This is a genomic window from Microbulbifer sp. A4B17, from assembly GCF_003076275.1.
Classification (GTDB): domain Bacteria; phylum Pseudomonadota; class Gammaproteobacteria; order Pseudomonadales; family Cellvibrionaceae; genus Microbulbifer.
In genome coordinates this window covers 1,293,842-1,315,084 of sequence record NZ_CP029064.1, presented here as the reverse complement: position 1 = coordinate 1,315,084, position 21,243 = coordinate 1,293,842, and the positions used below count along the sequence as shown (strand labels likewise).

The window sequence follows — 21,243 nt, the reverse complement described above, 5'->3', positions numbered from 1 at the left end:
GATTCAATTTTCTTATTCCTTACAAATTTCGATCAGCTTGATCGCAATTTTTACGACAAATGTTTTGAGCACCTAAAAATTCCTGTATCATGAATGTTAATGATAGTTATCCTCATTTACGATAGCGATCAAAGTGGTCAAAATGATCACTGATAAATGTTAGGCATTCACCTCGCCCGATCAATGCCTTACCAACCCTTAAAGTTTGGGCGTTAGAGAGGAAAGATGAGAACTTTAATTGCATTACTTTTTGCTGTTACTTTTGCTACCACTGCTCAAGCTAGCCCTGCATCAGGCGAAAAGCCCATCCAGCACTTTAAAGTAGCGAAAGTTACTTCCTTGAAGGATGCGAGAAAGATTTTTGTTGAAACAACAGAAGAAATTAAGGGCAAGAAAAAGCTTAACCCTGCTGAACTTCACGAGATTCATGTCATCACCTACAGACTCGAAAAAAGTGTTGAGTATTTCGCTGAGAACCTGAAGGGCGAAAGACAGAAGCTGGCAAAAGACATCGCCGTTGTTGTGGAAAACATCCACATTAACTCCGAAAACAACCGCCCAGAAAAAACCCGCAAGGATCTGAATCACTACTTTAAATTAGCAGACAAATTTGCTGCTGGATTTAAGCATAAACATCACTAATACAGATCACTTCCGAGCTTAACCTGTGGCTCTATCCGCAGCGAAAGGCTCGACTGAAAGCGCTAACTATCAACAGTTAGCGCTTTCATAGCAACACCACCCGCTCATGGCGACACGCCACAATCTCGATCAGATTCTCAACGATTTCCACTGCCCATATTTCCTTTCCTTTTGATCCGCCTATAAACCTCCTCGCGGTGTACGGGCAGGGATTTGGGAGCAAGTATTCCCACCTTTACCTGATTGCCCTTAACTTCCAATACGGTGATTGAGACATTCGCTCCAATCCGTAAGTTCTCGCCTGTGCGGCGCTTTAAGATCAACATATTTGTTTCCTACTGATACTCAAACCATGGATAGACCTTCCATAATGGGAAAGCTTGAATAGAAATTTTTTGAGTAACTACGAGGAGGTGCGCGAGAACGGTAGGCATAGAAAAAGAAAAGGCAGACGCAACGCCCCCAGGGCTTGGGGAATCTCTCCAAGCCGCTGATTGTGCTCCACTTTATTGAAGACGAGCGGGTTTGTAGCGTACTATGCATATAGCCACTTTGATACTGTGATTATCAACTTGGTTAGCTGGCCCCAGGTGTTCCAGCACCTTGGGTCAGCGCCTTTTACTTATTCTTACTTCACGCTACCGTTCTCCTTTTAAGGGGTGGTCTTTAGAAAATTCTTGGATTCTCGATACTCTTCAACCGAGCGACTTTGATTGTTGCCTTTAGATGGCTTCTTAATCTCGGCCAAAATACCAATAAATATCTATCGATTTTACGTGGCTTTGACACTAAAACAATCCTAATAAAATTCAATAAGATTATTTTTGTGCCTATATTTTTTGTTACTCATGCATTGAAAATTTCGGTTGCATATAAAAGTGGCCGTTTAGATTAATATACCCACCGCTCCCACGCTGGAGTTCAGACAACAATAGATCATCAATGCTTCGACTTAATACGTACTCCACATATCTACAGAAAAGATCTCTCCATAGACCAAAGTCACTTGCAGAATATTACTGCGAGATTTAGGAGCCTCTGAAGAACCCAGTGATGCCTCAACTTACAGAGTGGTTTCAATAAGAGCGTAGCTTCACAGGAATGACTAGACCATAGAAGAAATGAATCGTTATGGAAGCCCCTCAAGCCGATCCTTGAAGGCCACATCTGCTGCGTTGCAACACTTGCAAAGGGCTACGTCCATTCGCGGCGAACAGCACCTAACATCTTTAGCCTTCAAGATCCGCGGAGATATTACAGAGTGATTCAGAGGCACCCTGGATACCTTAACCACTCCCCAACTAATACCAGCCTGTAAAAGTTGGCGAGTGTTAGCTTAGGGATTTACGATCGTATTGACCGTGATATTGGAGAACAAGAAGATAAACCCAAAAACAATAACGAAATAAAGGGGTTACGGACTAGCGTAAAAATTGGGATAGTAGTCAAAGTAATCGTTTTTCCAGTTTGCACGGACGTATCAGGATGCTTTAAGTCTATGGTTTTAAATAAAAATATAGACTTTGGCGTAGAAATTGATTCTGAGATAACAATCAGGATAATGGTGGTCAGAATGATTACTGTATAGCTGTTAGGCGCTCCTCATATCAACACCAATATGGAATCAATATGATAGAAGTGAAAGCTTCCGTAAGTGATATAGATATAATGGTACAAAAGTGGGGTGATATTCTTGTCCCTATTTATACAGAAAAACCTCACCATAATGGAGTTGCCCAGCTCCTTGGAACTGGTTTCATTGTTCAGGAAAGGAGTGAGTTTTTCCTTGTTACCGCTCTTCATGTTGTAAAAGAGCATGCAGAAGAATTATTAATTGTTAACATAAATAGTCATTCTATACCACTAAACAAGATGCCTTTTGCTATATCTGAAGAAGATGATTTAGCTGTCAGCCATTTAAGCATTGACTGGCTTAGTAATAATGGCATTGAGAAGATTAAAGCCTTACCAATTGATAACAATAGGACTGAATCAGAATCAACAGGGATAAACTTTTTAATTGGTTTCCCTGGAAAGAAGAATATTATCAATCCAAGACTCAACAAGATTAAAAAATATATTCAAGGAACAAGCTTTACTGCGCCAGTCAAAAATCATCAATCCAAACCTCATATACGAAACCCTCTTGTATTTCATTTCAGTAAGAAAAATTCTGTAGATAGCGACAATAAGAGAGTAACACCCCCCAGCTTTAGCGGTAATAGCGGTGGTCCAGTTCTTGAGCTTGTAGGTATAGATTCAGAAAATGAGCTTCGATTTGCGTGCCGTTTATCAGGTATATTCGTTGGGTGGTATGAGCGTGAAAAAGAAATTATATCTATAAAAAGTAGCACTCTGCGAAATTTCATACACTCTAAATACTGGGAATAAATTCTGCGCCTAAATCGGGTAGCCGGTAGTTTCTAGCTACCGGCCCCCACACCACCCATCATGCGGGTCCGCAATGGGCGGTTCCCTATCCGTAATGAATTTCCACCCAACGATCACGTAACAAAATCAGTGTCGAGCAAATCTTCATTTGAGTTGAGTATCATGGCAGTGCGCTACCTCAACTTTATCCGACTGGAAACATATCGGTAGGCTAGCCCTGTCTTTTAACTCATGGATTTTGGGTTCAGGCCTTCACCGTGTCCAAGGTATTAATCTTGGCATTTGGCTACTATGCCGTCTGCTGACTTCTGTTTAATCACCTTGACCATTACTGACCGAGGCGCTGCTGTGTTCCACCACTTTTGTCGATCCCCGCGATGGTGGCTAGCGGAGTGGGCCTACTTATGAGTCAGCGGCCACGCTGACAGCTTCACAGGAGCAAGCTAAACAGATCTCCCCAGCTAAGAACGTGAACTTTCACTACACAACTGCATCATTTACTCTACCCGTTAGATCACATGGCTTCGGTGTCCTTGGCCACCTCGCCTCCAGGCTAACCTTATATGATGTTTCTATTCGTCAGCTCGTAGTTTTGCTAGTGGCTTCCTCCCCACAAGACCTCGCGGCATTGCAGTTGCCATTCGCTAGTAGTTAGCATTTAATGGAATCCATTAAATGGTGATCCTCCTACAGGGGACTTTCACCCCATTAGTTCACGCCCATGCTGGGCGTACTAAGTGCAGGCACGATCGCAAATACTACGTATTTGCTGGACCTCCGCCGCTTTGCGGCTCCGGCCCGTGCTGTAGGCGTTAACTGTTACATGGAGTATTGATGAGTTTCCAAAATAGAGAGTGGTATTATTCTTTTAGAGAGCTAGAAGAGCTCGCTGATGTTAAAAAATTGGATAAGATATCCAACCGTATATTAAAGCAATATGCAGATGTAACTAAAGGTTGGAATAAAGATTTAAATTCAGAGTGGACTTGTCGAACGTACTTTGCAACAAACATGATCTTAAATGCTACTGTTCTTCTAAAGAATGCGGAGTACGCAGAAAAAAAGAACATGAGAATTGTAAAGCCATATATTGAGTATTATGCGGTTTTATCATTGCTGAGATGTGTAGTCTATACATTACCAGGCCAGCATTGGGATGAAGGGAAATTGATTGAAATCTCCCACACGAAAGCGATTAATTTAGCTAGCGATTGGCTAGCCCTCTTTAATAAAGCTGAAGCTCAAGAGCTAAAAGACTTATGTAAGCTTCTTAAAGCACAAAGGGAATTAATTTCATACAGGGCACCTGCAAGTGGAGATGCAAACCTAGAAAATAGTTACGATGTAAATAAAATTTGCACAATATTAGCTGAACTCGCTCATTTTAACTCGGTTTTACTGGAATCCTCAGTTAAGAAAAATGCGGATCCCAAAGACTTTATTGTACATCACACTGATATAGATAAAATTGTTCATGTTAACATCGAAGGAATCGAGTTCTACGACCGTTATGATTCATGTCGCCTTGATTACATAAGGCGCAAAGGACCTTACCCTTCAAACCTAAGGTGTACTATGACAGAGGGACAAACCGAAGATTATATTGGAGCATGGGACAACGACGAAGAATTTGAAGATGATGAAAGTATTTACCATGGCGGCAGCCCTGGTGACTGGCAAGCAATATTTGATATCCCATAGCCACACAGCTAACAAGCGCTTTAAACGGAACTAAAACAGTTGGTTCAGTTCCGCTTCGCTACACATTATAGTCCGCTTAAGCGGGCGTTATACGAAATGGAGTAATGCTTGAACGATATACCGATATCAACACAATGGACTTTGGATGCTGTAGGTGAGATCGGTCGCTCTTCAGTGAATTCCGTCTATATGATTGTTTGCCCTGCCACTGGCTCAAAGGGGTCTGGTTTTTTGTTGGATAACGGCCTTATTGTAACCAATGAACACGTCGTAAGAGGTTGCATAGAAAGCCAGATAATTGCGGTATCTGCTTTTGGAGAACAAATTCGGGTTTCCCAATTTTGGATAGACGCTGATCGTGATTTAGCAATTTTAAGGCCATCTATCGCGCAGCCTGGGGGGTTGGCCATCGCTAGGGATGTTAGCCTCAATGTCGGTGAATCCGTGACAACTTGGGGCTACCCACTTGGGTATAATGGGCCAGCTCCATTGCTATCTGTTGGTTATTTGGCGGGTTTTGCCTCTCACAAAACGACTAACGGAATAAAAAAACATCTGATAGTTAATGGGGCATTTAACTCAGGAAATTCTGGTGGTGCCCTATTCAGGGCTTCAGACAATAAAATTATTGGCATTGTCGTAAGCAAGCATGCCCCTATTAGCCATTATCACCAATCCGCAATTGATGCTTTGGAGCAAAATAGTAGCGGAGTAATGTTTAATGCAACTGGCAGCAACGGTGAAACAAAAAGCTTCGTCGAATCACAGATAGTGGCAGAGCTGCTGGTGCATATGCGGAGTTTAACTCAAGTCATGATTGGTGAGGCAGTTTCTGCTGAAGAACTACTTTCCATGCTGGATGAAATTGATCTGACTCCACCTGAAAACATGCCGAGAAACTCCCCGTGTCACTGTGGTAGTGGCAGGAGATTTAAAGAGTGCCACGGAAAAATCGTATAACAAAGCGCTGCAAGGGAACAGCTTACTTTGCGCACTTTTTGCGCGCTCGCTACGCTCCCACTTTCGCGCAAAAAGCACATAAACTAAGTCGCCCCTGAGCGCGGCTTTAGGTGTCATCTGAATTATGAGTAGCCTTCAAGAATTAATAGATGATTTCGATTTTATAACTGAGATAGCATACGCCTTGTCTCAGCAATTTGATGGTGTTCAAACAGAAGACAGAAAGAAGAAGATATCAACGTACTATTTGGCTAAAGTTGTTCCGGAATGCATGTCACTATTAAGAGTACTTCCTGGCTCAAGGTTTACCGATGCAGAAGAGCTATTCGATTTCCCGTCTTTCTGTTCGATTTCTAGAAATCTTATTGAAGCTGCTAACCTACATTGGTATTACTGTATAGAGAGCATTGATACAGAGGTGTCAGACTTTCGATTCTATCTTTATGATTTTCATGATGAGAAATCTACAATGCAGATCGCGAAGTTTATAGGTGCCGAAGAACAAGGTTTGGATTTGCTCCAAGAAAAATACGATAAGCTGAAAGGTACAATTAAAGAAAGCGCAAAATTTAAATCCCTTTTGCCTGAGGTTCAAAGGCAGATTCTCAAAGGTCGTAAGTGCTCGGATATGAATCAAACCGAAATATCCGAATGTAGAGGGCTGGATTTGGATACGTTCAATGGTATCCACAAAATACTATCAACTAATACTCACTCTACACCTTCGGCGATAAACGCCATAGTCCACTCTAGAATTCAAGGCAAAGAGTTACATGAGGCACTTGCAAGTCTAGTTCTTTCATATGTGGCTTCATTTGTTGCGGACATGGTGAGAACAATTGGTGAAAAATGGTGCTTAGAATTCGCCAAAGAAGAGTCTAAAGAAATAATAGGGTTATACTCGGAGAGTTTGTGTTAAAGCACCTAATAACAACACTAGGACACCCATCGATTGAAATATGACACAGGAAAAAGTACAGGCCTTCCACCTTGACGGCCATTTCTCCTGATCAAGTATAGGGCAAGGTGAAATACTAAAAAATTATGCTTTAGGTTTGAAAATTGCGCGATTTTAGCCAAATCGGAAGGAATAGTATCGAAAGGCGGGGTGGGGATTAGGAAGGGCTTGCCGTACGGCCTCTGCTGATCCCACCAGGCCTTTAAAGCGGCTTTCAAAGTTCCGATTAAGATAGAGCCAGTGTTTTGTTGAGATTCCCAGCCGCTCAAGGATAGGGGGCGCATTTTGAGAAATGGCACCGCGTTTTTTCGGGTCTAAATGCCGGCCACTCCAGTCTACTAACGCCAAATAGTGATCCAATTGAAAGGGCAACCCTTTCGGCATATTAAGGCGCTCGCCGCCCACAAGCGGTAGTAGCTCTTTGGGCTGCTCACCTGAGATCACAGCGCGAACACGCTGCTGAATGGATGTGTGATCGGAGTCCTCCGGTTTTTTTGCAATATCGGCACGGATAGGATTGAGATCGACATAGGCCATGCAGGCAGCCAAGGCTCTTTCACCCAATAGCGCCTGAGACTTGAAACGGCCGTCCCAAAAACGGCCAGTACAGCGGTCTTCTTCATTTGCTTGGCGAGTAATAAATTCATTTAGGCAGCGCACAAACCAACTGATATCCATTAATCACTCTCGCCACAGCTCAATCAGCTCCTTAAGCTTGTTCTTTTCACTGCAATCCAGAGAGGCACCCTGACAAATTAGAAGCTTTAAATAGCTCCTGCCAGCGGAAAATGACCTCAGTATCAGACCAAGTTCTGGCCGCTTTAGCATCAATATAGAGCACCACATGGTAGTGATTACTCATTACCGCATAGGCAGCGATATCCAACGCAAAGATAGCAGCTAGCTTTTGCATCCCAGTCTCAATCCACTGGCGCCGGTGCTCATAATCCCGTCCTAATTGAGTATCTCTTCCACAAAGGAACGCCCGGCGTACACAGCGGGAGACGCAGGGATAGTACGGAGTCGCATCAAGTGATGATCTGTGAGCGGCGAGGCTGGGTCATCGGGTATGGATTTAACTGTTTTAATATCCAGTATTTTTATTGTGGTTTCAGTATTGTGTCAACAGTTGTAACGCCTTAAGCTCTACCTTTGATGGGTGTCCAGAAACAGCCTTATTTAAGCGTTAGACTCAAGTGCTTGAGAGCGACAGACATCGAAAAGAGAATTAAGGAAAATAAGAATGGCTTTTTCTTCAAAACAACAATCAAAATCAGCCTTAATTGCTAAGACAACTTATTTAGCAACGCTTATAAGTTCATTATGTGTGATTGGTGGAATCTATTTAGCTTTCTTCAATGAAAGTTTAGCAGAGGTTAAGTTTAATCTTTTTGGAAATGAATTTTCTTCAAATAGCCTCGGCGTGGCCATAGCTTTTATTGGTGTTGTTCTAATTGGCATCGTATTGAGTCGAGTTCTTTTGTCAGTTGATAGATCTACTTTAAGTGGTGGGCTAGGAGGAAATGCTGAAGTCATCGGAGATGGAGAAGCTCGAGGAGGGAAAGGAGGCAGTTCCGGTTCATTTGGACCAGGAGGAAACGGTGGGAATGCTAAAGTAATCGGCAAAGGTAAGGCTATAGGAGGTGATGGAGGAAATGGCTGACATCAAAAAGCCTTCTCGTGGTGGAAATGGAGGTAACGCAGAAATTATTGGATGCCCAGGAATTGCTGAAGGAGGCAATGGTGGTCGGGGCGGTACTCCGGGATATGGAAATGGCGGGAGTGGTGGGGATGCAAAAATTGAAACTGTGCAACATGATTCGCCTGTATCCTATGCCTACGCCAGAGGCGGTGATGGCGGTGATGCAGGGCGCCCCGCACGCCCTGCACTAGGTGCTGCCTCCCCAATCTCTTACATGAATAATTCATCAGAAATTTTACAGAATTTAACAGACATATATGGTATCCCTCAACTAGGTAGAGGTGGAGATTCATATGTTGCTTATGTGAAGCATGAAGGATACAAATATTGTCTCAATATACTTTTGCAGTTAATTCAGGGACCGGTGCCCAATCTGATTAACAAGCCAGAACTTATTGATATAGTAGACGAATTGGCCCATGATAAAAAAATTAATACTGAACAAGAGTGGTGGAACCTAGCAGTTGATAAATTTCCCAAAGAGACATCAAAAGCTATGGCACATATCCGAAGTACCGAGTCGAAATAGCCTAACAAGCGGCTGCATTTCGTTCCTGCCTGTAGCCTCCACCGGACTCGAAACCTTCCCCCATTGAATCGGGCATTAAGTTTTAGAGAAATTATCCTACATGGCAATTAGCGAAGCCGACAGTAAGTTACTTTGGGGAAGAGCCGCCGGTATATGTTCAAACCCTTCCTGCCGAGCCGATTTAACAGCACTTTTACTAGAGTCAAATAGCTACAATATAGGCGAAATGGCTCACATAATAGCAAGAAGTGAAGATGGGCCAAGAGGGGAGACTGGTGGTGGCTCAGATAAGTATTCTAACCTTATTCTTCTTTGCCCAACTTGCCACAGGCATGTTGATAAATCACCTGAAGGTACCTTCACAGTAGAGCAGCTTCATCAGTGGAAGAACGATCACGAAAATACAATCAGACACAGAATGAGTGAGGTTGTATATGAGAATGTCGAAGAGTTAAAGCGTGAAGTATCAAATCTCCTGACAGAGAATCACATGATCTGGAAAGAATATGGTCCTCAATCAGAAGTTGCTAAAGAAGATCCTGGATCTAATCTATACAAAATATGGAACTTGCGAAAGCTAGACACAGTGATTCCCAACAATCAAAAGATTATCAATGTGATTGAAGCTAACATGAAGCTTCTTGATACTGACGATTACAAAGCCTTTCTTTTGTTTAAGAATCATGCGACCTCATTTGAGGCGAACCAATATTGTCGATTGTCCAGCTATACTCTATTTCCTGAAACGTTTTCGGAGAAGTTTCAATAATGACAAATGGAAGTAATGAATGGGGAACACCCTACAGTGATATTACATTTTTAGATCGACTATTAAGAACTCACAAAAATGTTTTTACTGTCAGTAGATCAGAAGACATTCTTTTTACTGTGTCCAGAATTCAGCAAGATGATACGCTGAGAGTGCTTTGTCTTAGGCAATACACAATGGGACGCACAATGGTTGATCGTGCAATAGATGAGTTTGGCCGCATAGATATTATCTATATAGGCGGGGGATGGAATGGCTATCAACCCGAGGCCAAAGACCTTTGCTTGGATTCACACATCGGCCTTTATGTAACAGATGAAATGTCTGGAGCTCTGTGGAGAGATGAATACTGGAACTATCAGAAAAGAGATCAAGACGGAGATCCAATTACGTTTACAAGGTAAGTCAGACATATTTGGGGTCTTTGGCTTCGGATCATTTTTTAGATCCAACAATTTTAATGATATAGATATTCTTGTAGTAGTAGATGACCGATGCGACGCCCCCTTGAAAGTCTTTTATGATGTCAAAAATACCTTGGACAAAATTGGTCTTGAATATGACATCCCAATTGATATTACATATCTGTCATATACCGAGTATTTGCGTAAGCCATTGCTTGAATCAGATAACCTTATTCCGATTAGTAACAACACTAGGACATCCACAGATTGAAAGATAACACCGAAAATAGTACGGGTCGTCCACCTTGACGGCCATTTTTCCTGATCAGGTATAGGGCAAAGTGAAATACTGAAAAATTATGCTTTAGGTTTGTAAATTGCGTGATTTTGACCAATCCGGAAGGAATATTATCGAAAGGTTGGAAGGGAATTATTGAGGCATTGCCGAAAAAAACATTGGCAATCGCCTATGCCATCTACCCAGCTTTTATTGAGCTGAATACAAGCTTGCCGTACAACCTCTGCTGATCCCACCAGCCCTTTAAAGCTGCTTTCAAAATTCCGATTAAGATAGAGCCAGTGTTTTGCTGAGATGCCCAGCCGCTCAAGGATAGGGGCGCGTTTTGAGAAATGGTACCGATCGGCTTGAGATCTACATAGGCTATAAAGTGGGCTTCCTGAATCGGGCTAGCGGGTTGGGCCCTATATGATTTCAAGGTCACGCAGACAGCAGCAAGCTAAGCAGACCTCTCCAGATAAGAACGTGATCTTTCAATACACGACTACATCATTAGCTCGGCCCATTAGCCACATAGCTGCGGTATCCTTGGCCACCTCACCTCCAGGCTATGCCTTATATGATGTTTCTGTTCATCAGCTCGTAGTTTGCTAGCGGCGTCCTCCCCACAAGACCTCGCAGTATTGCAGTTGCCATTCGCTAGTAGTTAGCATTTAATGGACCCATTAAATGGTGATCCTCCTGCAGGGGACTTTCACCCCAGTAGTTCACGCTCATGCTGGGCGTACCAAATCAATTAACTACGCGCTTTTGGCGCCCGAAAGCTTACACTCCGGTTCGTTATGTTTCTGAGGATGACTAGTGCATAAAGATCAAGTTCGAAGATTTTATGAGGTTCTTTGGGATGCCCACGATAAGAAAGCAATACCATCGATCCTGCATGAGAGCTTCTCCTTTAGAGGATCATTGGGACAGGAAAAGCGAGGTCACAAAGGTTTCGCTGAATATGTCGATATGGTTCACAAAGCGCTGGGTGATTACAAATGCATTATTGAAGATCTCGTAGAAGAGGGAGACAAGGTTTTTGCGAAGATGTCCTTTACCGGACTTCATAGAGATGAGTTTATGGGCTTTTTACCATCACATAAACGCGTAACTTGGAATGGGTGCGCCTTGTTTACTTTTAAAGGTGATCAAATCTCTGATGTATGGGTGCTGGGTGATTTAAAGAGCCTTGAAAACCAGCTCAAGAAAAACGAAACATAACAATCGCAGTCAGCAGGACCGTCGCTACGCGCCGACCTATGCTGCAAGGCGTAAAATCTAAGTACCATGAAATCTAATATATTCCTACTATTCTATTTATTCAGTTCCATTTCTGACGCGGTAGGCATTGAGAATCCAGCGAAAATTATCAACGCAAAGATTGTAACCAATCAATTAGATCGCTATATTTCACTAAGCTGTCAGAAAGATCATAAAACGGAAGTATTCGCCCTTACTGATCACCCTAAAGGCTATAAACTCTCTATTCCTAAGGGTACAATTTCGGGGTGCCTGCAAGGTGAATACTTAGTTATTGAAGGAGACAATAGAATTCTATTATTCTTTGAATCCAACCCTCAGCCCGTATATAGAACCAAGTAAACTAACCAAAATTTAACAAATTTCTGTATCTGACCGCCTACACTCCGCTCGCTTTGTACTGTACGCTTACGCTAGCACAAAGCAGCTCCGTTCCGGCGGCGACTGAGCAAGGCGTTAGTTTCCATCAGGCTTCGATCAATGAAAGTTATATATCTAACCTTATTAGTCATCCTTTATTCTCAGCGAGCCATTTCGTTTGAATATGATCATAAGGATTTAAGCTTTGATTTGAATAATGCCACTGACATTGTTATTGCCAAGAAAATCTCAGGCCGCATCGCGTACGCAGATCTAACACATGAAATTAGCTCATATAACTCAAAGCCCATTGAGTGGCGTGACTCTCCAGCGTGGGAGAGATTACAAGATCTGAATCGAGGTATCGACTCAACTTTTTTGGTATTGAATTCAATCAAGGGTACTTTTGAAATAGGGGATCGATTTACATTTAATGACTCATCGATACCTGTTGAATTGGGTTCAGTTCAACTGTATTTTCTTTATCGGAAAAACGATCAAATCCAGTCTAATCCGTGCCATCGAATACCAATCGGCGATAACAAACAATCAATCGTCGAGCTTTCTTCAGATCCTAATGGGATTATTGATTTGGTTTTACGTGACAAACTATCATTTTGCGATTCAAAAAACTGACAAAGCAATGCACTGGACCTTCTGTGTATTGCTTAGGGCGTTATGACTTCCAAATATGAAAGAGATTAAAGAAAGAATTATAAACGCGGGATTAGGTGAAAAAGGGTTGCCGGTATTGGCCAGAATGGGTGAAGATCCAGGAAAGGAATATATAGAACAACTACTGTCTGACCTGCATTCACTATTTCAAAACCTAAAAAATTCAGGCAGTTTGAGCAAAGAGTTGTCGTACGCCTTGTACTGTATAGGCCACTATCCATATATTGAGTACTCAGCATGGATTGATAAAGGTGCAACATTTAGAGGCGACCTGATTGACCCTCAGATATTTCAGTTAGAAATGGCCGTTGAAAGTATATTTTGTAATGAATGGTTGGAGTATGTTAATTAATCAAAGTAGAATAATAACAAAAAGTTCTTACGGAAAACCTACGGGTTGCTTCGGCGTCCGTAAAGCTTTGCATTAGTTATCAACAAGGACAAGAAATCAACGAGATGAAATATTTCTTTGCAATAATATCTAGCTTAACTTTAATCTCATGCGCGACCCAAAAAACATATTGGGAACATCCTGAATACGGAAAGCTTGATGGGAACAGTCCGATTGTCTCGTCGGATAGAGATTCCTGTGGAGTTAAGGCATATAGTAAAGGAATTACAATGGATGGGACCTTATATACTGATCGAAGTAAAGTTATTTCCAAGGTGGTAGAAGATTCATTAGCGCGAATAAGAAGCGGAAGTCAAGCAGAGCCAGAGTATTGGAGTGAATATCAAGCACTAGAAAAAGAGTCGATTGAGTGCTTTAAAAACAAAGGGTGGACACGAAGCAAATAGCTAAATCGAGTAGCCGGTAGTTTTTAGCTACCGGCCCCACACCACCCATCATGCGGGTCATGAATGCTAACCGGTTGGACCTACTTACCAGCCAGTAGCCACGCTGGCGGAATCACTGAAACAAATTACACATATTCCCCAAGATAAGAGTATAAAAGTTCACAAATCAGCTGCATCATTAACCCTATCCATTAGATCACGTGGCTCCGGCGCCCCTGGCCTCCTGACTACGCCTTATAGGATGTTTCTGTTCGCCAACTCATAGTTTGGCTCGCGGCTTCCTCCCCACAAAACCTTATAGTATTGCAATTGCTATTCGCTGGTAGTTAGAGGTCATTAAACGGTGATCTTCCTACTGGGGGCTTTCACCGCATTGTTCATAACATGTCAAGTGCGATTCTTATTGCCCCCATCCTTTACGCGAGCATTATAGGGCCCCATAATCGCTCTTTATCCATAAGCAGGATTAGATTTCTTGCCTCAAATACACATGGAAATATGTCAATAGCATATATGATTAATTGCCGAACACTCGAAGCTGGTATCTAGTGAAAACTCCCAAACGTCTACAGCCTCTCATCGATGATGGCTTAATCGATGAAGTTATCAGCCGCCTAATGAGCGGCAAAGAAGCCGATATATTTATTGTCCGTTGTCGTGACGAAATTCGTTGCGCCAAAGTCTATAAAGACGCAACTAAGCGCAATTTTAAAAAGGCCGCACAATACCAAGAAGGGCGTAAAGTTCGCAGTGGTCGTCAAGCACGTGCCATGCAAAAACGGTCGAATTATGGCCGCCAACAGCAGGAAGAGATTTGGCAAAATGCCGAAGTTGATGCTTTATCCCGTTTAGCACGCGCTCATGTACGAGTTCCCAAGACTTTTGGTTGTGTTGACGGTGTATTATTGATGGAGTTAATCACCGACGAAGCAGGCAATGTCGCACCGCGGCTTGGCGATGTGACAATGTCAGAAGAGCAAGCAATTCAAGATCATGCATTAATGATTCATTACATCATGCTCATGCTTCACGAGGGAATTGTACATGGTGATTTATCCGAATTTAACGTGCTAGTAGATGATTCCAGCCCTGTGATTATCGATTTACCCCAAGCTGTTAATGCCGCTGCCAATAACAGTGCACAAGAAATGTTCACTCGCGACGTCGACAATATGCGTCGTTATTATGGCAGATTTGCCCCCTCTTTATTACAGACTCAATACGCCAAGGAAATGTGGGCACTGTTTGAAGAGGGTAACTTAACGACTAGCTCAACGCTCAGCGGCAAGTTTGATGATGACGATGACAGCGCCGATGTCGACGCCGTGCTAGAAGAAATCAAAGTGGTGATGCAAGAGGAACTGGAACGAAAAGAGCGCATACGTGAATCTTCAGAAGATGCATAAATTTAGATGAAAGCACCCGGTTTAGTAATCTTATTGGTTGCTGCGGGTATTGTTTATTACCCTATTGCGCAAATTAGTGCACACACACATTAGGACACCCAAAGGCTGGAGGATGCTGTGAACTGTAGAGCAAGCTCTCTTTCTAGGGGCTCCTACCCTTTGATTTATAGGTAAGAGAGATTAAGTTCTGGGAATTGATATGCAGATTTTTGGAAATGCTATTTTGGATAAAAGAGTGGTAATCGTGTTATAGAGTATTTGGGGTAGGAGTAGATTAGCAGGGTGTGGCTGAGAGGAAACGCCGGCAATCCCTATTCCGTGTACCCAGCGTTTATCGAGTTGGATGCAAGCTTGCTTCACCGTCTCCACTAATCCCACCAAACCTTTAAAGCAGCTTTCAAGGTTCCAACTGAGATAGAGCCAGTGTTTTGCTGAGATGCCCAGCCGCTCAAGGATAAGGAGCGCCTTTTGAGAAATGGCACCGCGCTTTTGGGGGCTAAATGCCGGCCACTCCAGTCTACTAGCGCCAAATAGTGAACCTGCTGAAAGGGCAACCCTTTCGGCATATTAAGGCCACATTTCCACTTAGCCCCTCACTGAGAAATATCTTGTAAAAACACACCAGAGAATTGAAGTGTAAAGCCCTCGACTAAATAACGGCTGTCCTAATAAGGACTCGGTCGCTAAGCAACTAACTCCAAAAATGCTAAGCGGCTAAATACTACCCTTAAACTTAACTTAAAAATTAATGGTCAAGTAACTCCGCATTTGTCGGGTACTTTTCAAGGAGTTCAATAAGTTTCTTAGTACCATCTACAGGCTTTAGGCTAGCAAGCGTTCTTCGTAAAGCTCTTATCGTTGCAATATCTTTCGAGTTGAACAGGATTTCTTCACGGCGAGTACTGCTTTTAGCAATATCCAAGGCAGGGAAAATTCGCTGTCTCGCAACTTCCTTTGACAATACTACCTCCATATTTCCCGTACCCTTAAACTCCTCAAATATCACCTGGTCCATTCGGCTTCCGGTATCCACGAGTATCGTTGCCAGAATCGTAAGTGAGCCACCACCTTCAATCTTCCTCGCAGCACCAAACAGCTTTCTGGGTACCTCCATAGCCCTGGCATCTATCCCGCCAGACATTGTATGCCCCCTACCACTCTGCCGCGCATTATGTACCCGTGAAAGCCTTGTCAACGAGTCAACCACGATCATCACATCCTGGCCTTCACCGGCTTCCTTACAGGCCCTACCATGGAGTTCATTAGCTACTCTCACATGCTCTTCATAGCTATGATCAGAAGAGGACGCATAAACTTCGGCTGGTACACTTCGCTTAAAGTCGGTAACCTCCTCTGGCCTTTCATCAATAAGCAAAGCGTACAGCTTTATTTCGGGGTAAGCCTCCCCCACTGCCTGGCAAATATGTTTCAGGATAGTGGTTTTGCCACAGCCCGGTGGAGCCACAATCAAGCCTCGTTGCCCCTTACCAATTGGCGTAATCAAGTCCAACGCCCTTGCCGTAAGTTGCTGAGAACCTGACTCAAGGCGAATAGGCTCAGATGGATTAATAGCTACTCCATTTAAGAACCGTTTCTTTGGATCAGAAATATTCTCTAGCTTTTTATCAGACTTCTTAGGCTCCGTATTTCTCTTTACCTTTAAGGATAATATTTTTCTGGACATAACATGCTCTTTACAAATCAATCGAGACCTGGAAGGTTATTAATGATTGTCGATGGATGGACAAAAGATTAGTACTCCCCAAAACTGAATACTATAGCCAGAACTTGCGGCTATGCGATTACCTTTCCGAACCCAAGGCAGACAAATAGTCCTATTAAAACCCGAGAACACCAATTATCGTCAGCCGCAACCATCGAAACACCAACCAGAAGGTTGAAAAAAACGAATAATCGCTACTGACCGAAGGTATATACTAGGACACCCACAGATTGAACGATGACATCGGAAATAGTACAGGCTTTCCACGTAAACGGCTATTTCTCCGAGTCTGGTGTACAGCGAGGTGGAATGCTGAAAAATTGTACTTTAGGTTTGAAAATTGCGTAACCTTGGCCAAATCGGAAGGAATGGCATCGAAAGGCTGGGATGCCGAAAGGAAACGCTGGCACTCTCCTATGCCATGTACCCAGCGTTTATTGAGCTGAATACAGGTTTGTCGTACAGCCTCTGCTGAAGCCTCCAGGCTTTCAAAGATCCGCTTGAGATAGAGCCAGTGTTTGGCTGAGATACCCAGCCGTTCAAGGATAGGGGTCGTCTTTTGATAAATGACATTGCACTTTTTGGGGTCTAAATGACGTTACAACACTAAGGTACCCACAGATTGGAAGCTGGACAATTCCTCTGTCTGTTCCGCCAGTTGGCATTTCAATCGGGCATATCCCGTGGCCGGCTCTTTCTCGGCACATCTTCGATGCTGGTGTAACTTGGCTTTACTAAGCCAGCCGTAAATTTGAAATGCATTTAGATCGAGCTGTTTGGCTGCGTCGCTTACACCAACCTTTGCTGCAAGTACTAGGACGTCTTTTCGGTATTCTTCAGAGTATTACTTGCAATCAGTTTTGGGGGATTGTCTTTACTTTTGTCGTGGAGCCCTCTGTTACGTAGTTTATCACTTAAGAGGGTGTCCGTCGTTAGCAGGTAGGATTAGACCTATCGTTGACGCCCTTTGTCCGGAACCCTTGTATTAAAGTTGAATATTTACAAAGAGAACATGGTATGCAGACCAAACCAGACTCTCAATTGGCAGGTGATGTAACCTGTCTGAAAATCAATTGGCAGTGGGAATATTTAGCTGTGATTATTGATATTTACTCCCAAAAATTTTTGGGTTGGGAGTTCTCAGATACCCGAACTGTATAATTATCGTTGTCAACGCTAAATATAGCCGTCTGTCCCAGAAAGATAGAATCAGATTTAATACTTCACAGCCACTGCGGCGCTGGATACGGTGCCTACACATACTAAAACCAACTCAAAGAGCTGGATTTTGAGCCGAGTATGAACCGACCAGTATTTATGAATGACAATGTGTATATAGGATCATTAAAAGAAGACATATTTCACTTAGATTCAAAAGCCCAGGAGAATATGAAAGAATGACCGAATAAGATAAATATAAGATTGCGTCTACTTAAAAAAGGGGGGGCTGCCGCAATGCCCCCATTTTGCACAAAATGCGAACAGCTTAGCGGGTCTTCTAGCTGTAGAAAGTTGAAGTTCACCCTCCCCCCAGATGGCTGGTTAAATATTAGGCACAAATGAGTATCCTGCGTGAGCCTAAGTTAGTTTTCACTACTTAATATGTGCTGTTTTAATGTAAGATTATAATGTGAAAAGGTGAGCAAGTTTTTCTACCACCCCAGCAATCTAAATAGTACTTGGAGAAGTAATAATGAAATATGCAATATCAATAATTTTTTCCTGTTTTTTGGCAGTCTCAACAGTAGCGGAACCAGCTTACACAGGTGATGCCGTCCCATCATTCCTTCATATTTTTAGTGAAACCGGTAATGCTTACGTAGATCACCAGTCGGGTTACTGTAATACAGATAGATTTGTCTTGTATACAACCCATGAAAAATATGATGCCGTTTTTTCTATGTTACTTTCGGCTCAAATGGCTGAGAAAGAAGTTATGATTCGATTTGATGGTTGTGTTAATGATGGAGATTTTGGGAAAATAATTGGTGTATATTTGAAGTAGAATATACAAATTCGAGTAGCTGGTAGTTTCTAGTGGTCCATGCGGTTAATTATGTAACTAATAGTTTTCTAGCTGAAAATTTAACCAGCAAAAAACACGTATAAAAACTAAAATATCCCCCTTTAAGTTACATGGACCACTAGCAGACACCCGCCCACGTCACCCGTCTGGTGGGTCTGTAGTGGAGGGTTAGGCAACACTAGTAGTCCATCCGGTTAATTCTGTAGCGATTGTTTTGCACGCTCTACGAAAAGGATGGTTTCAACGGCGGGCTTTGTTCATTTAAATGGCTTTACAGCTTCAGTATTGTGAGCCTTGATGAAGCAAAACTAGGACACCCATAGCTTAAAAGATGACGTCGGAAATAGTACAGACCTTCCACTTTAACGACCATTTCTCCTGGTCTAGTTCGGACGAGGTGAAATGCTGAAAATTATGCTTTAGGTTTAATTGCGTAACTTTAGCTAAATCGGAAGGAATAGCATCGAAGGCTGGGAGAGAATTAGTAGGGTGTTGCCGAATGGAAGTCTTTGCAATTACCTATGCCATGCACCCAACGTTTATTGAGTTGAATACAGGCTTGTCGCACAGCCTCTGCTGATCCCATCAGGCTTTTAAAGCGGCTTTCAAAGTTCCAATTGTAATAGAGCCCATATTTGGCTGAGATGCCCAGCCGCTCAAGGATAGGGAGCGTGTTTTGAGAAGTGGCACCGCGCTTTTTGGGGGCTAAATGTCGGCTAGCCCAATCTACTAGCGCCAGATACTGATCTAGCTTAAAGGGTAGCCCTCTCAGCATATTCAAACACTCAGCGCCGACAAACGGAAGTAGATTTTTGGGCTGCCACAAAAATACGCTGTTGAATTGAAATGTAATCAGACTCTTGGGGCATCTTCGCGATATTGGCACGGATCGGTTTGAGGTCTACATAGGCCAGATATTGGGTATCTAGAATCGGTAACTAGCGGATTGGACCTACTTTTGAGTCAGCGGCCACACTGAAAACTTCACAGCAGCAAGCTAACCAGATCTTCTCAGATAAGAGCGTGAACTTTCACTACACAACTGCATCATTTACTCTACCCGTAAGATCACCCGGCTTCGTTGTCCTTGACCACCTCGTCTCCAAGCTAATCCTTATAGGATGTTTCTGTTCGTCAGCCCGCAGTTTTGCCAGCGGCTTCCTCCCCACAAGGCCTCACGATGTTGCAGTTGCCATTGGCTAGTAGTTAGCATTTAATGGAACCCATTAAATGGTGATCCTCCTACAGGGGACTTTCACCCCATTAGTCCACGCCCATGCTGGGCGTACCAAGTTGCCGCACAATCGTGCAGCAGAGCTGCGCCGGACTCGCCTCTGCGCGGCCCGCCTGTGGGCAAGGCGTTATGCATTGAGGGATAAAAGTGCTGATTGATGAAATTGGGATAGGTATTTTCGGAGCTATATTTAGGTTTCTTGGGTGGATATTATTCGAAGTCATTATTGAAGTGTTAATAAAAGGTCTAGGATATCTAATTTGCCGCCCCTTTAAGAAAGTAGATATAGATGGTACTTTCTGTATTGTTTTGGGGCTTATTGCTTGGGTAATAATATTAATCTCAGTAATACTAGTTACGGATTGGGCATCTAAAAATATTGATATAGACTCATGCCTCGATGATGGTGGTCTTTTTAATTACCAATCAAGCATATGTGAATACGAGTAATTTAAAAAGTGCATAACAAGTATAAACAGGTTGCTACGAGTATTTGGCCCTTTCCGGGACGGTATACGCTATGCTCCAGCAGCCGTTGTTGTCCTCTCATTATGTACGATTAGCCATGAAGCAGATTTCAGAGAAAGAGTGGGTTCGCGGGTACTACTACGATAGCATTCTTCTTCCTTATGGATGGAAAACACTCGAAGAAAAATTGAATATAGCTTTTGAAAGCTATATGGAGGATGGGTTGGGGCCAGCTAAAGGTGCTCGATTGGCCTTGAATTCTGGAAAACAGCTCTATTTAAAGTGTTTCTTACTAGACAATAATGATCAGACTCTCGTATTTTCGTTATTCGATCCCAACCCTGATTATGAGGCACTCTCTGAGTTCATGTCAGTTCTTGATGTTGAATCGCGTTTACTGTTATGGGAGTCTCCATTAATCCAACATCAAACATACAGATTAGTTCGACAAGACGACAATTCAAATGAATTTATAGTTGGTGAATATAAATGGAAGTCTGATGCGGAATTCAAAATGAGACAACTAACTCAACATATACATAAACAGATATATTGGATTGAATATGCCGAAGTCGGGTAGCTGATAGTTTCCAGTTGTCGCTCCCATACCACCTATCGTGTGGGACCCGCAATGGGCCGTGCCCTATCCGTAATGAACCTCTACTCAACAATAGTGGCGAGCAGGTTTTCATTTGCGTCGAGAGTCTTGGCAATACGCTACCTCAACTTTATAGCTGACTGGAAATATATCTATAGGCTAATCCTGTCTTTTAATTCATGGAGTTTGGGTTCAGGCCTTCATCATATCCAAAGTATTAATCTTGACATTAGGCTACTATGCCTATGCCGTCGGCTGACTTCCATTTAATAACCTTGGCCATTACTGACCAAGGCACAGCTGTATCCCGCCATTTTTTTCTATCCACGCTATGAAGGCTAGCGGGTTGGGCCTAC

At 42.9% G+C, this 21,243-nt stretch carries 22 protein-coding genes; 18 read left to right on the top strand and 4 right to left on the bottom strand.

The features are described from left to right. Positions 1-225: 225 nt before the first annotated feature. Complete coding sequence (locus tag BTJ40_RS05830) at positions 226-642, top strand: DUF6746 family protein (RefSeq protein WP_108732203.1); 417 nt, start codon at positions 226-228, stop codon at positions 640-642. A gap of 137 nt (positions 643-779) precedes the next feature. Here the strand turns inward: BTJ40_RS05830 and csrA are convergent, their stop codons facing one another. Beyond that, a complete protein-coding gene (gene csrA / locus BTJ40_RS05825; protein ID WP_108732202.1) occupies positions 780-968 on the bottom strand; it encodes a carbon storage regulator CsrA in 189 nt (62 codons plus the stop codon). Positions 969-2,271: 1,303 nt separating this feature from the next. Here csrA and BTJ40_RS05815 point away from each other — a divergent pair. The 4 genes from BTJ40_RS05815 (at position 2,272) to BTJ40_RS05800 (ending at position 6,613) form a co-directional block, all read left to right on the top strand. After that, the gene (locus BTJ40_RS05815; RefSeq protein ID WP_108732200.1) at positions 2,272-3,033 is read left to right on the top strand and encodes a serine protease; all 762 of its coding nucleotides are present in this window, start codon (positions 2,272-2,274) and stop codon (positions 3,031-3,033) included. 834 nt (positions 3,034-3,867) lie between these two features. Continuing rightward, the gene (locus tag BTJ40_RS05810) at positions 3,868-4,734 is read left to right on the top strand and encodes a hypothetical protein (RefSeq protein ID WP_108732199.1); all 867 of its coding nucleotides are present in this window, start codon (positions 3,868-3,870) and stop codon (positions 4,732-4,734) included. 108 nt (positions 4,735-4,842) lie between these two features. Further along, on the top strand, positions 4,843-5,694 hold the full coding sequence (locus BTJ40_RS05805) for a trypsin-like peptidase domain-containing protein (protein ID WP_108732198.1): 852 nt from the start codon (positions 4,843-4,845) through the stop codon (positions 5,692-5,694). Between the two features lie 124 nt (positions 5,695-5,818). Beyond that, positions 5,819-6,613 carry a hypothetical protein gene (locus tag BTJ40_RS05800; protein WP_108732197.1) on the top strand — a complete coding sequence of 265 codons (795 nt, stop codon included), beginning with the start codon at positions 5,819-5,821 and terminating at the stop codon, positions 6,611-6,613. 153 nt (positions 6,614-6,766) lie between these two features. On the opposite strand, the gene BTJ40_RS22450 is transcribed toward BTJ40_RS05800, so the two are convergent. After that, positions 6,767-7,330 carry a hypothetical protein gene (locus BTJ40_RS22450; RefSeq protein ID WP_192879382.1) on the bottom strand — a complete coding sequence of 188 codons (564 nt, stop codon included), beginning with the start codon at positions 7,328-7,330 and terminating at the stop codon, positions 6,767-6,769. A gap of 46 nt (positions 7,331-7,376) precedes the next feature. Continuing rightward, positions 7,377-7,565 (bottom strand): hypothetical protein, encoded by a 189-nt coding sequence (locus BTJ40_RS22445; RefSeq protein WP_192879381.1) that lies wholly within the window; start codon positions 7,563-7,565, stop codon positions 7,377-7,379. A gap of 330 nt (positions 7,566-7,895) precedes the next feature. Here BTJ40_RS22445 and BTJ40_RS22700 point away from each other — a divergent pair, with 330 nt between their 5' ends. The 9 genes from BTJ40_RS22700 to BTJ40_RS05740 all read left to right on the top strand — a co-directional run bounded on the left by BTJ40_RS22700 (position 7,896) and on the right by BTJ40_RS05740 (position 14,838). Further along, positions 7,896-8,315: a hypothetical protein gene (locus BTJ40_RS22700; protein WP_108732196.1), complete on the top strand. Its 420-nt coding sequence runs from the start codon at positions 7,896-7,898 to the stop codon at positions 8,313-8,315. Continuing rightward, on the top strand, positions 8,308-8,883 hold the full coding sequence (locus BTJ40_RS05785; protein ID WP_157953911.1) for a hypothetical protein: 576 nt from the start codon (positions 8,308-8,310) through the stop codon (positions 8,881-8,883). Before BTJ40_RS22700 ends, BTJ40_RS05785 begins: the two co-directional genes overlap by 8 nt. A 100-nt stretch (positions 8,884-8,983) precedes the next feature. After that, the gene (locus tag BTJ40_RS05780; protein ID WP_108732194.1) at positions 8,984-9,652 is read left to right on the top strand and encodes an HNH endonuclease signature motif containing protein; all 669 of its coding nucleotides are present in this window, start codon (positions 8,984-8,986) and stop codon (positions 9,650-9,652) included. Further along, on the top strand, positions 9,652-10,056 hold the full coding sequence (locus BTJ40_RS22195) for a hypothetical protein (protein WP_157953910.1): 405 nt from the start codon (positions 9,652-9,654) through the stop codon (positions 10,054-10,056). The genes BTJ40_RS05780 and BTJ40_RS22195 overlap by 1 nt, the downstream gene beginning before the upstream one ends. A 1,099-nt stretch (positions 10,057-11,155) precedes the next feature. Further along, positions 11,156-11,560, top strand: coding sequence for an ester cyclase (locus tag BTJ40_RS05765; RefSeq protein ID WP_108732191.1), 405 nt, complete (start codon positions 11,156-11,158; stop codon positions 11,558-11,560). A 519-nt stretch (positions 11,561-12,079) separates the two neighbouring features. Beyond that, complete coding sequence (locus BTJ40_RS05755) at positions 12,080-12,595, top strand: hypothetical protein (protein WP_108732189.1); 516 nt, start codon at positions 12,080-12,082, stop codon at positions 12,593-12,595. Between the two features lie 55 nt (positions 12,596-12,650). Further along, positions 12,651-12,986 (top strand): hypothetical protein, encoded by a 336-nt coding sequence (locus BTJ40_RS05750; protein WP_108732188.1) that lies wholly within the window; start codon positions 12,651-12,653, stop codon positions 12,984-12,986. Positions 12,987-13,090: 104 nt separating this feature from the next. Next, positions 13,091-13,432, top strand: a complete 342-nt coding sequence (locus tag BTJ40_RS05745; protein WP_108732187.1) for a hypothetical protein — start codon at positions 13,091-13,093, stop codon at positions 13,430-13,432. Positions 13,433-13,980: 548 nt separating this feature from the next. Continuing rightward, positions 13,981-14,838, top strand: a complete 858-nt coding sequence (locus tag BTJ40_RS05740) for a PA4780 family RIO1-like protein kinase (RefSeq protein ID WP_108732186.1) — start codon at positions 13,981-13,983, stop codon at positions 14,836-14,838. Positions 14,839-15,583: 745 nt separating this feature from the next. Here BTJ40_RS05740 and rho read toward each other — a convergent pair. Beyond that, positions 15,584-16,522, bottom strand: a complete 939-nt coding sequence (rho, locus tag BTJ40_RS05730; protein WP_108732184.1) for a transcription termination factor Rho — start codon at positions 16,520-16,522, stop codon at positions 15,584-15,586. A gap of 1,732 nt (positions 16,523-18,254) precedes the next feature. Between rho and BTJ40_RS05725 the strand changes: the two genes are divergently transcribed. From BTJ40_RS05725 to BTJ40_RS05710, 4 genes are all read left to right on the top strand, one after another. Further along, positions 18,255-18,566: a hypothetical protein gene (locus BTJ40_RS05725; RefSeq protein ID WP_108732183.1), complete on the top strand. Its 312-nt coding sequence runs from the start codon at positions 18,255-18,257 to the stop codon at positions 18,564-18,566. Positions 18,567-19,817: 1,251 nt separating this feature from the next. Further along, positions 19,818-19,979, top strand: coding sequence for a hypothetical protein (locus BTJ40_RS22190; RefSeq protein ID WP_157953909.1), 162 nt, complete (start codon positions 19,818-19,820; stop codon positions 19,977-19,979). Continuing rightward, positions 19,969-20,271: a hypothetical protein gene (locus tag BTJ40_RS05715; protein WP_108732181.1), complete on the top strand. Its 303-nt coding sequence runs from the start codon at positions 19,969-19,971 to the stop codon at positions 20,269-20,271. Before BTJ40_RS22190 ends, BTJ40_RS05715 begins: the two co-directional genes overlap by 11 nt. Before the next feature lie 115 nt (positions 20,272-20,386). After that, a complete protein-coding gene (locus BTJ40_RS05710; protein WP_108732180.1) occupies positions 20,387-20,869 on the top strand; it encodes a hypothetical protein in 483 nt (160 codons plus the stop codon). Positions 20,870-21,243 lie beyond the last annotated feature (374 nt).

Coding starts and splice junctions, on each gene's coding strand:
- BTJ40_RS22700 (WP_108732196.1), top strand. CDS start 7,896: ATGGCTTTTTCTTCAAAACAACAATCAAAATCAGCCTTAATTGCTAAG.
- BTJ40_RS05785 (WP_157953911.1), top strand. CDS start 8,308: ATGGCTGACATCAAAAAGCCTTCTCGTGGTGGAAATGGAGGTAACGCA.
- csrA (WP_108732202.1), bottom strand. CDS start 968: ATGTTGATCTTAAAGCGCCGCACAGGCGAGAACTTACGGATTGGAGCG.
- rho (WP_108732184.1), bottom strand. CDS start 16,522: ATGTCCAGAAAAATATTATCCTTAAAGGTAAAGAGAAATACGGAGCCT.
- BTJ40_RS05815 (WP_108732200.1), top strand. CDS start 2,272: ATGATAGAAGTGAAAGCTTCCGTAAGTGATATAGATATAATGGTACAA.
- BTJ40_RS05750 (WP_108732188.1), top strand. CDS start 12,651: ATGAAAGAGATTAAAGAAAGAATTATAAACGCGGGATTAGGTGAAAAA.
- BTJ40_RS05755 (WP_108732189.1), top strand. CDS start 12,080: ATGAAAGTTATATATCTAACCTTATTAGTCATCCTTTATTCTCAGCGA.
- BTJ40_RS05800 (WP_108732197.1), top strand. CDS start 5,819: ATGAGTAGCCTTCAAGAATTAATAGATGATTTCGATTTTATAACTGAG.
- BTJ40_RS05780 (WP_108732194.1), top strand. CDS start 8,984: ATGGCAATTAGCGAAGCCGACAGTAAGTTACTTTGGGGAAGAGCCGCC.
- BTJ40_RS05745 (WP_108732187.1), top strand. CDS start 13,091: ATGAAATATTTCTTTGCAATAATATCTAGCTTAACTTTAATCTCATGC.
- BTJ40_RS22190 (WP_157953909.1), top strand. CDS start 19,818: ATGGTGATCCTCCTACAGGGGACTTTCACCCCATTAGTCCACGCCCAT.
- BTJ40_RS05810 (WP_108732199.1), top strand. CDS start 3,868: ATGAGTTTCCAAAATAGAGAGTGGTATTATTCTTTTAGAGAGCTAGAA.
- BTJ40_RS05725 (WP_108732183.1), top strand. CDS start 18,255: ATGAAATATGCAATATCAATAATTTTTTCCTGTTTTTTGGCAGTCTCA.
- BTJ40_RS22450 (WP_192879382.1), bottom strand. CDS start 7,330: ATGGATATCAGTTGGTTTGTGCGCTGCCTAAATGAATTTATTACTCGC.
- BTJ40_RS05710 (WP_108732180.1), top strand. CDS start 20,387: ATGAAGCAGATTTCAGAGAAAGAGTGGGTTCGCGGGTACTACTACGAT.
- BTJ40_RS22445 (WP_192879381.1), bottom strand. CDS start 7,565: ATGCAAAAGCTAGCTGCTATCTTTGCGTTGGATATCGCTGCCTATGCG.
- BTJ40_RS05830 (WP_108732203.1), top strand. CDS start 226: ATGAGAACTTTAATTGCATTACTTTTTGCTGTTACTTTTGCTACCACT.
- BTJ40_RS22195 (WP_157953910.1), top strand. CDS start 9,652: ATGACAAATGGAAGTAATGAATGGGGAACACCCTACAGTGATATTACA.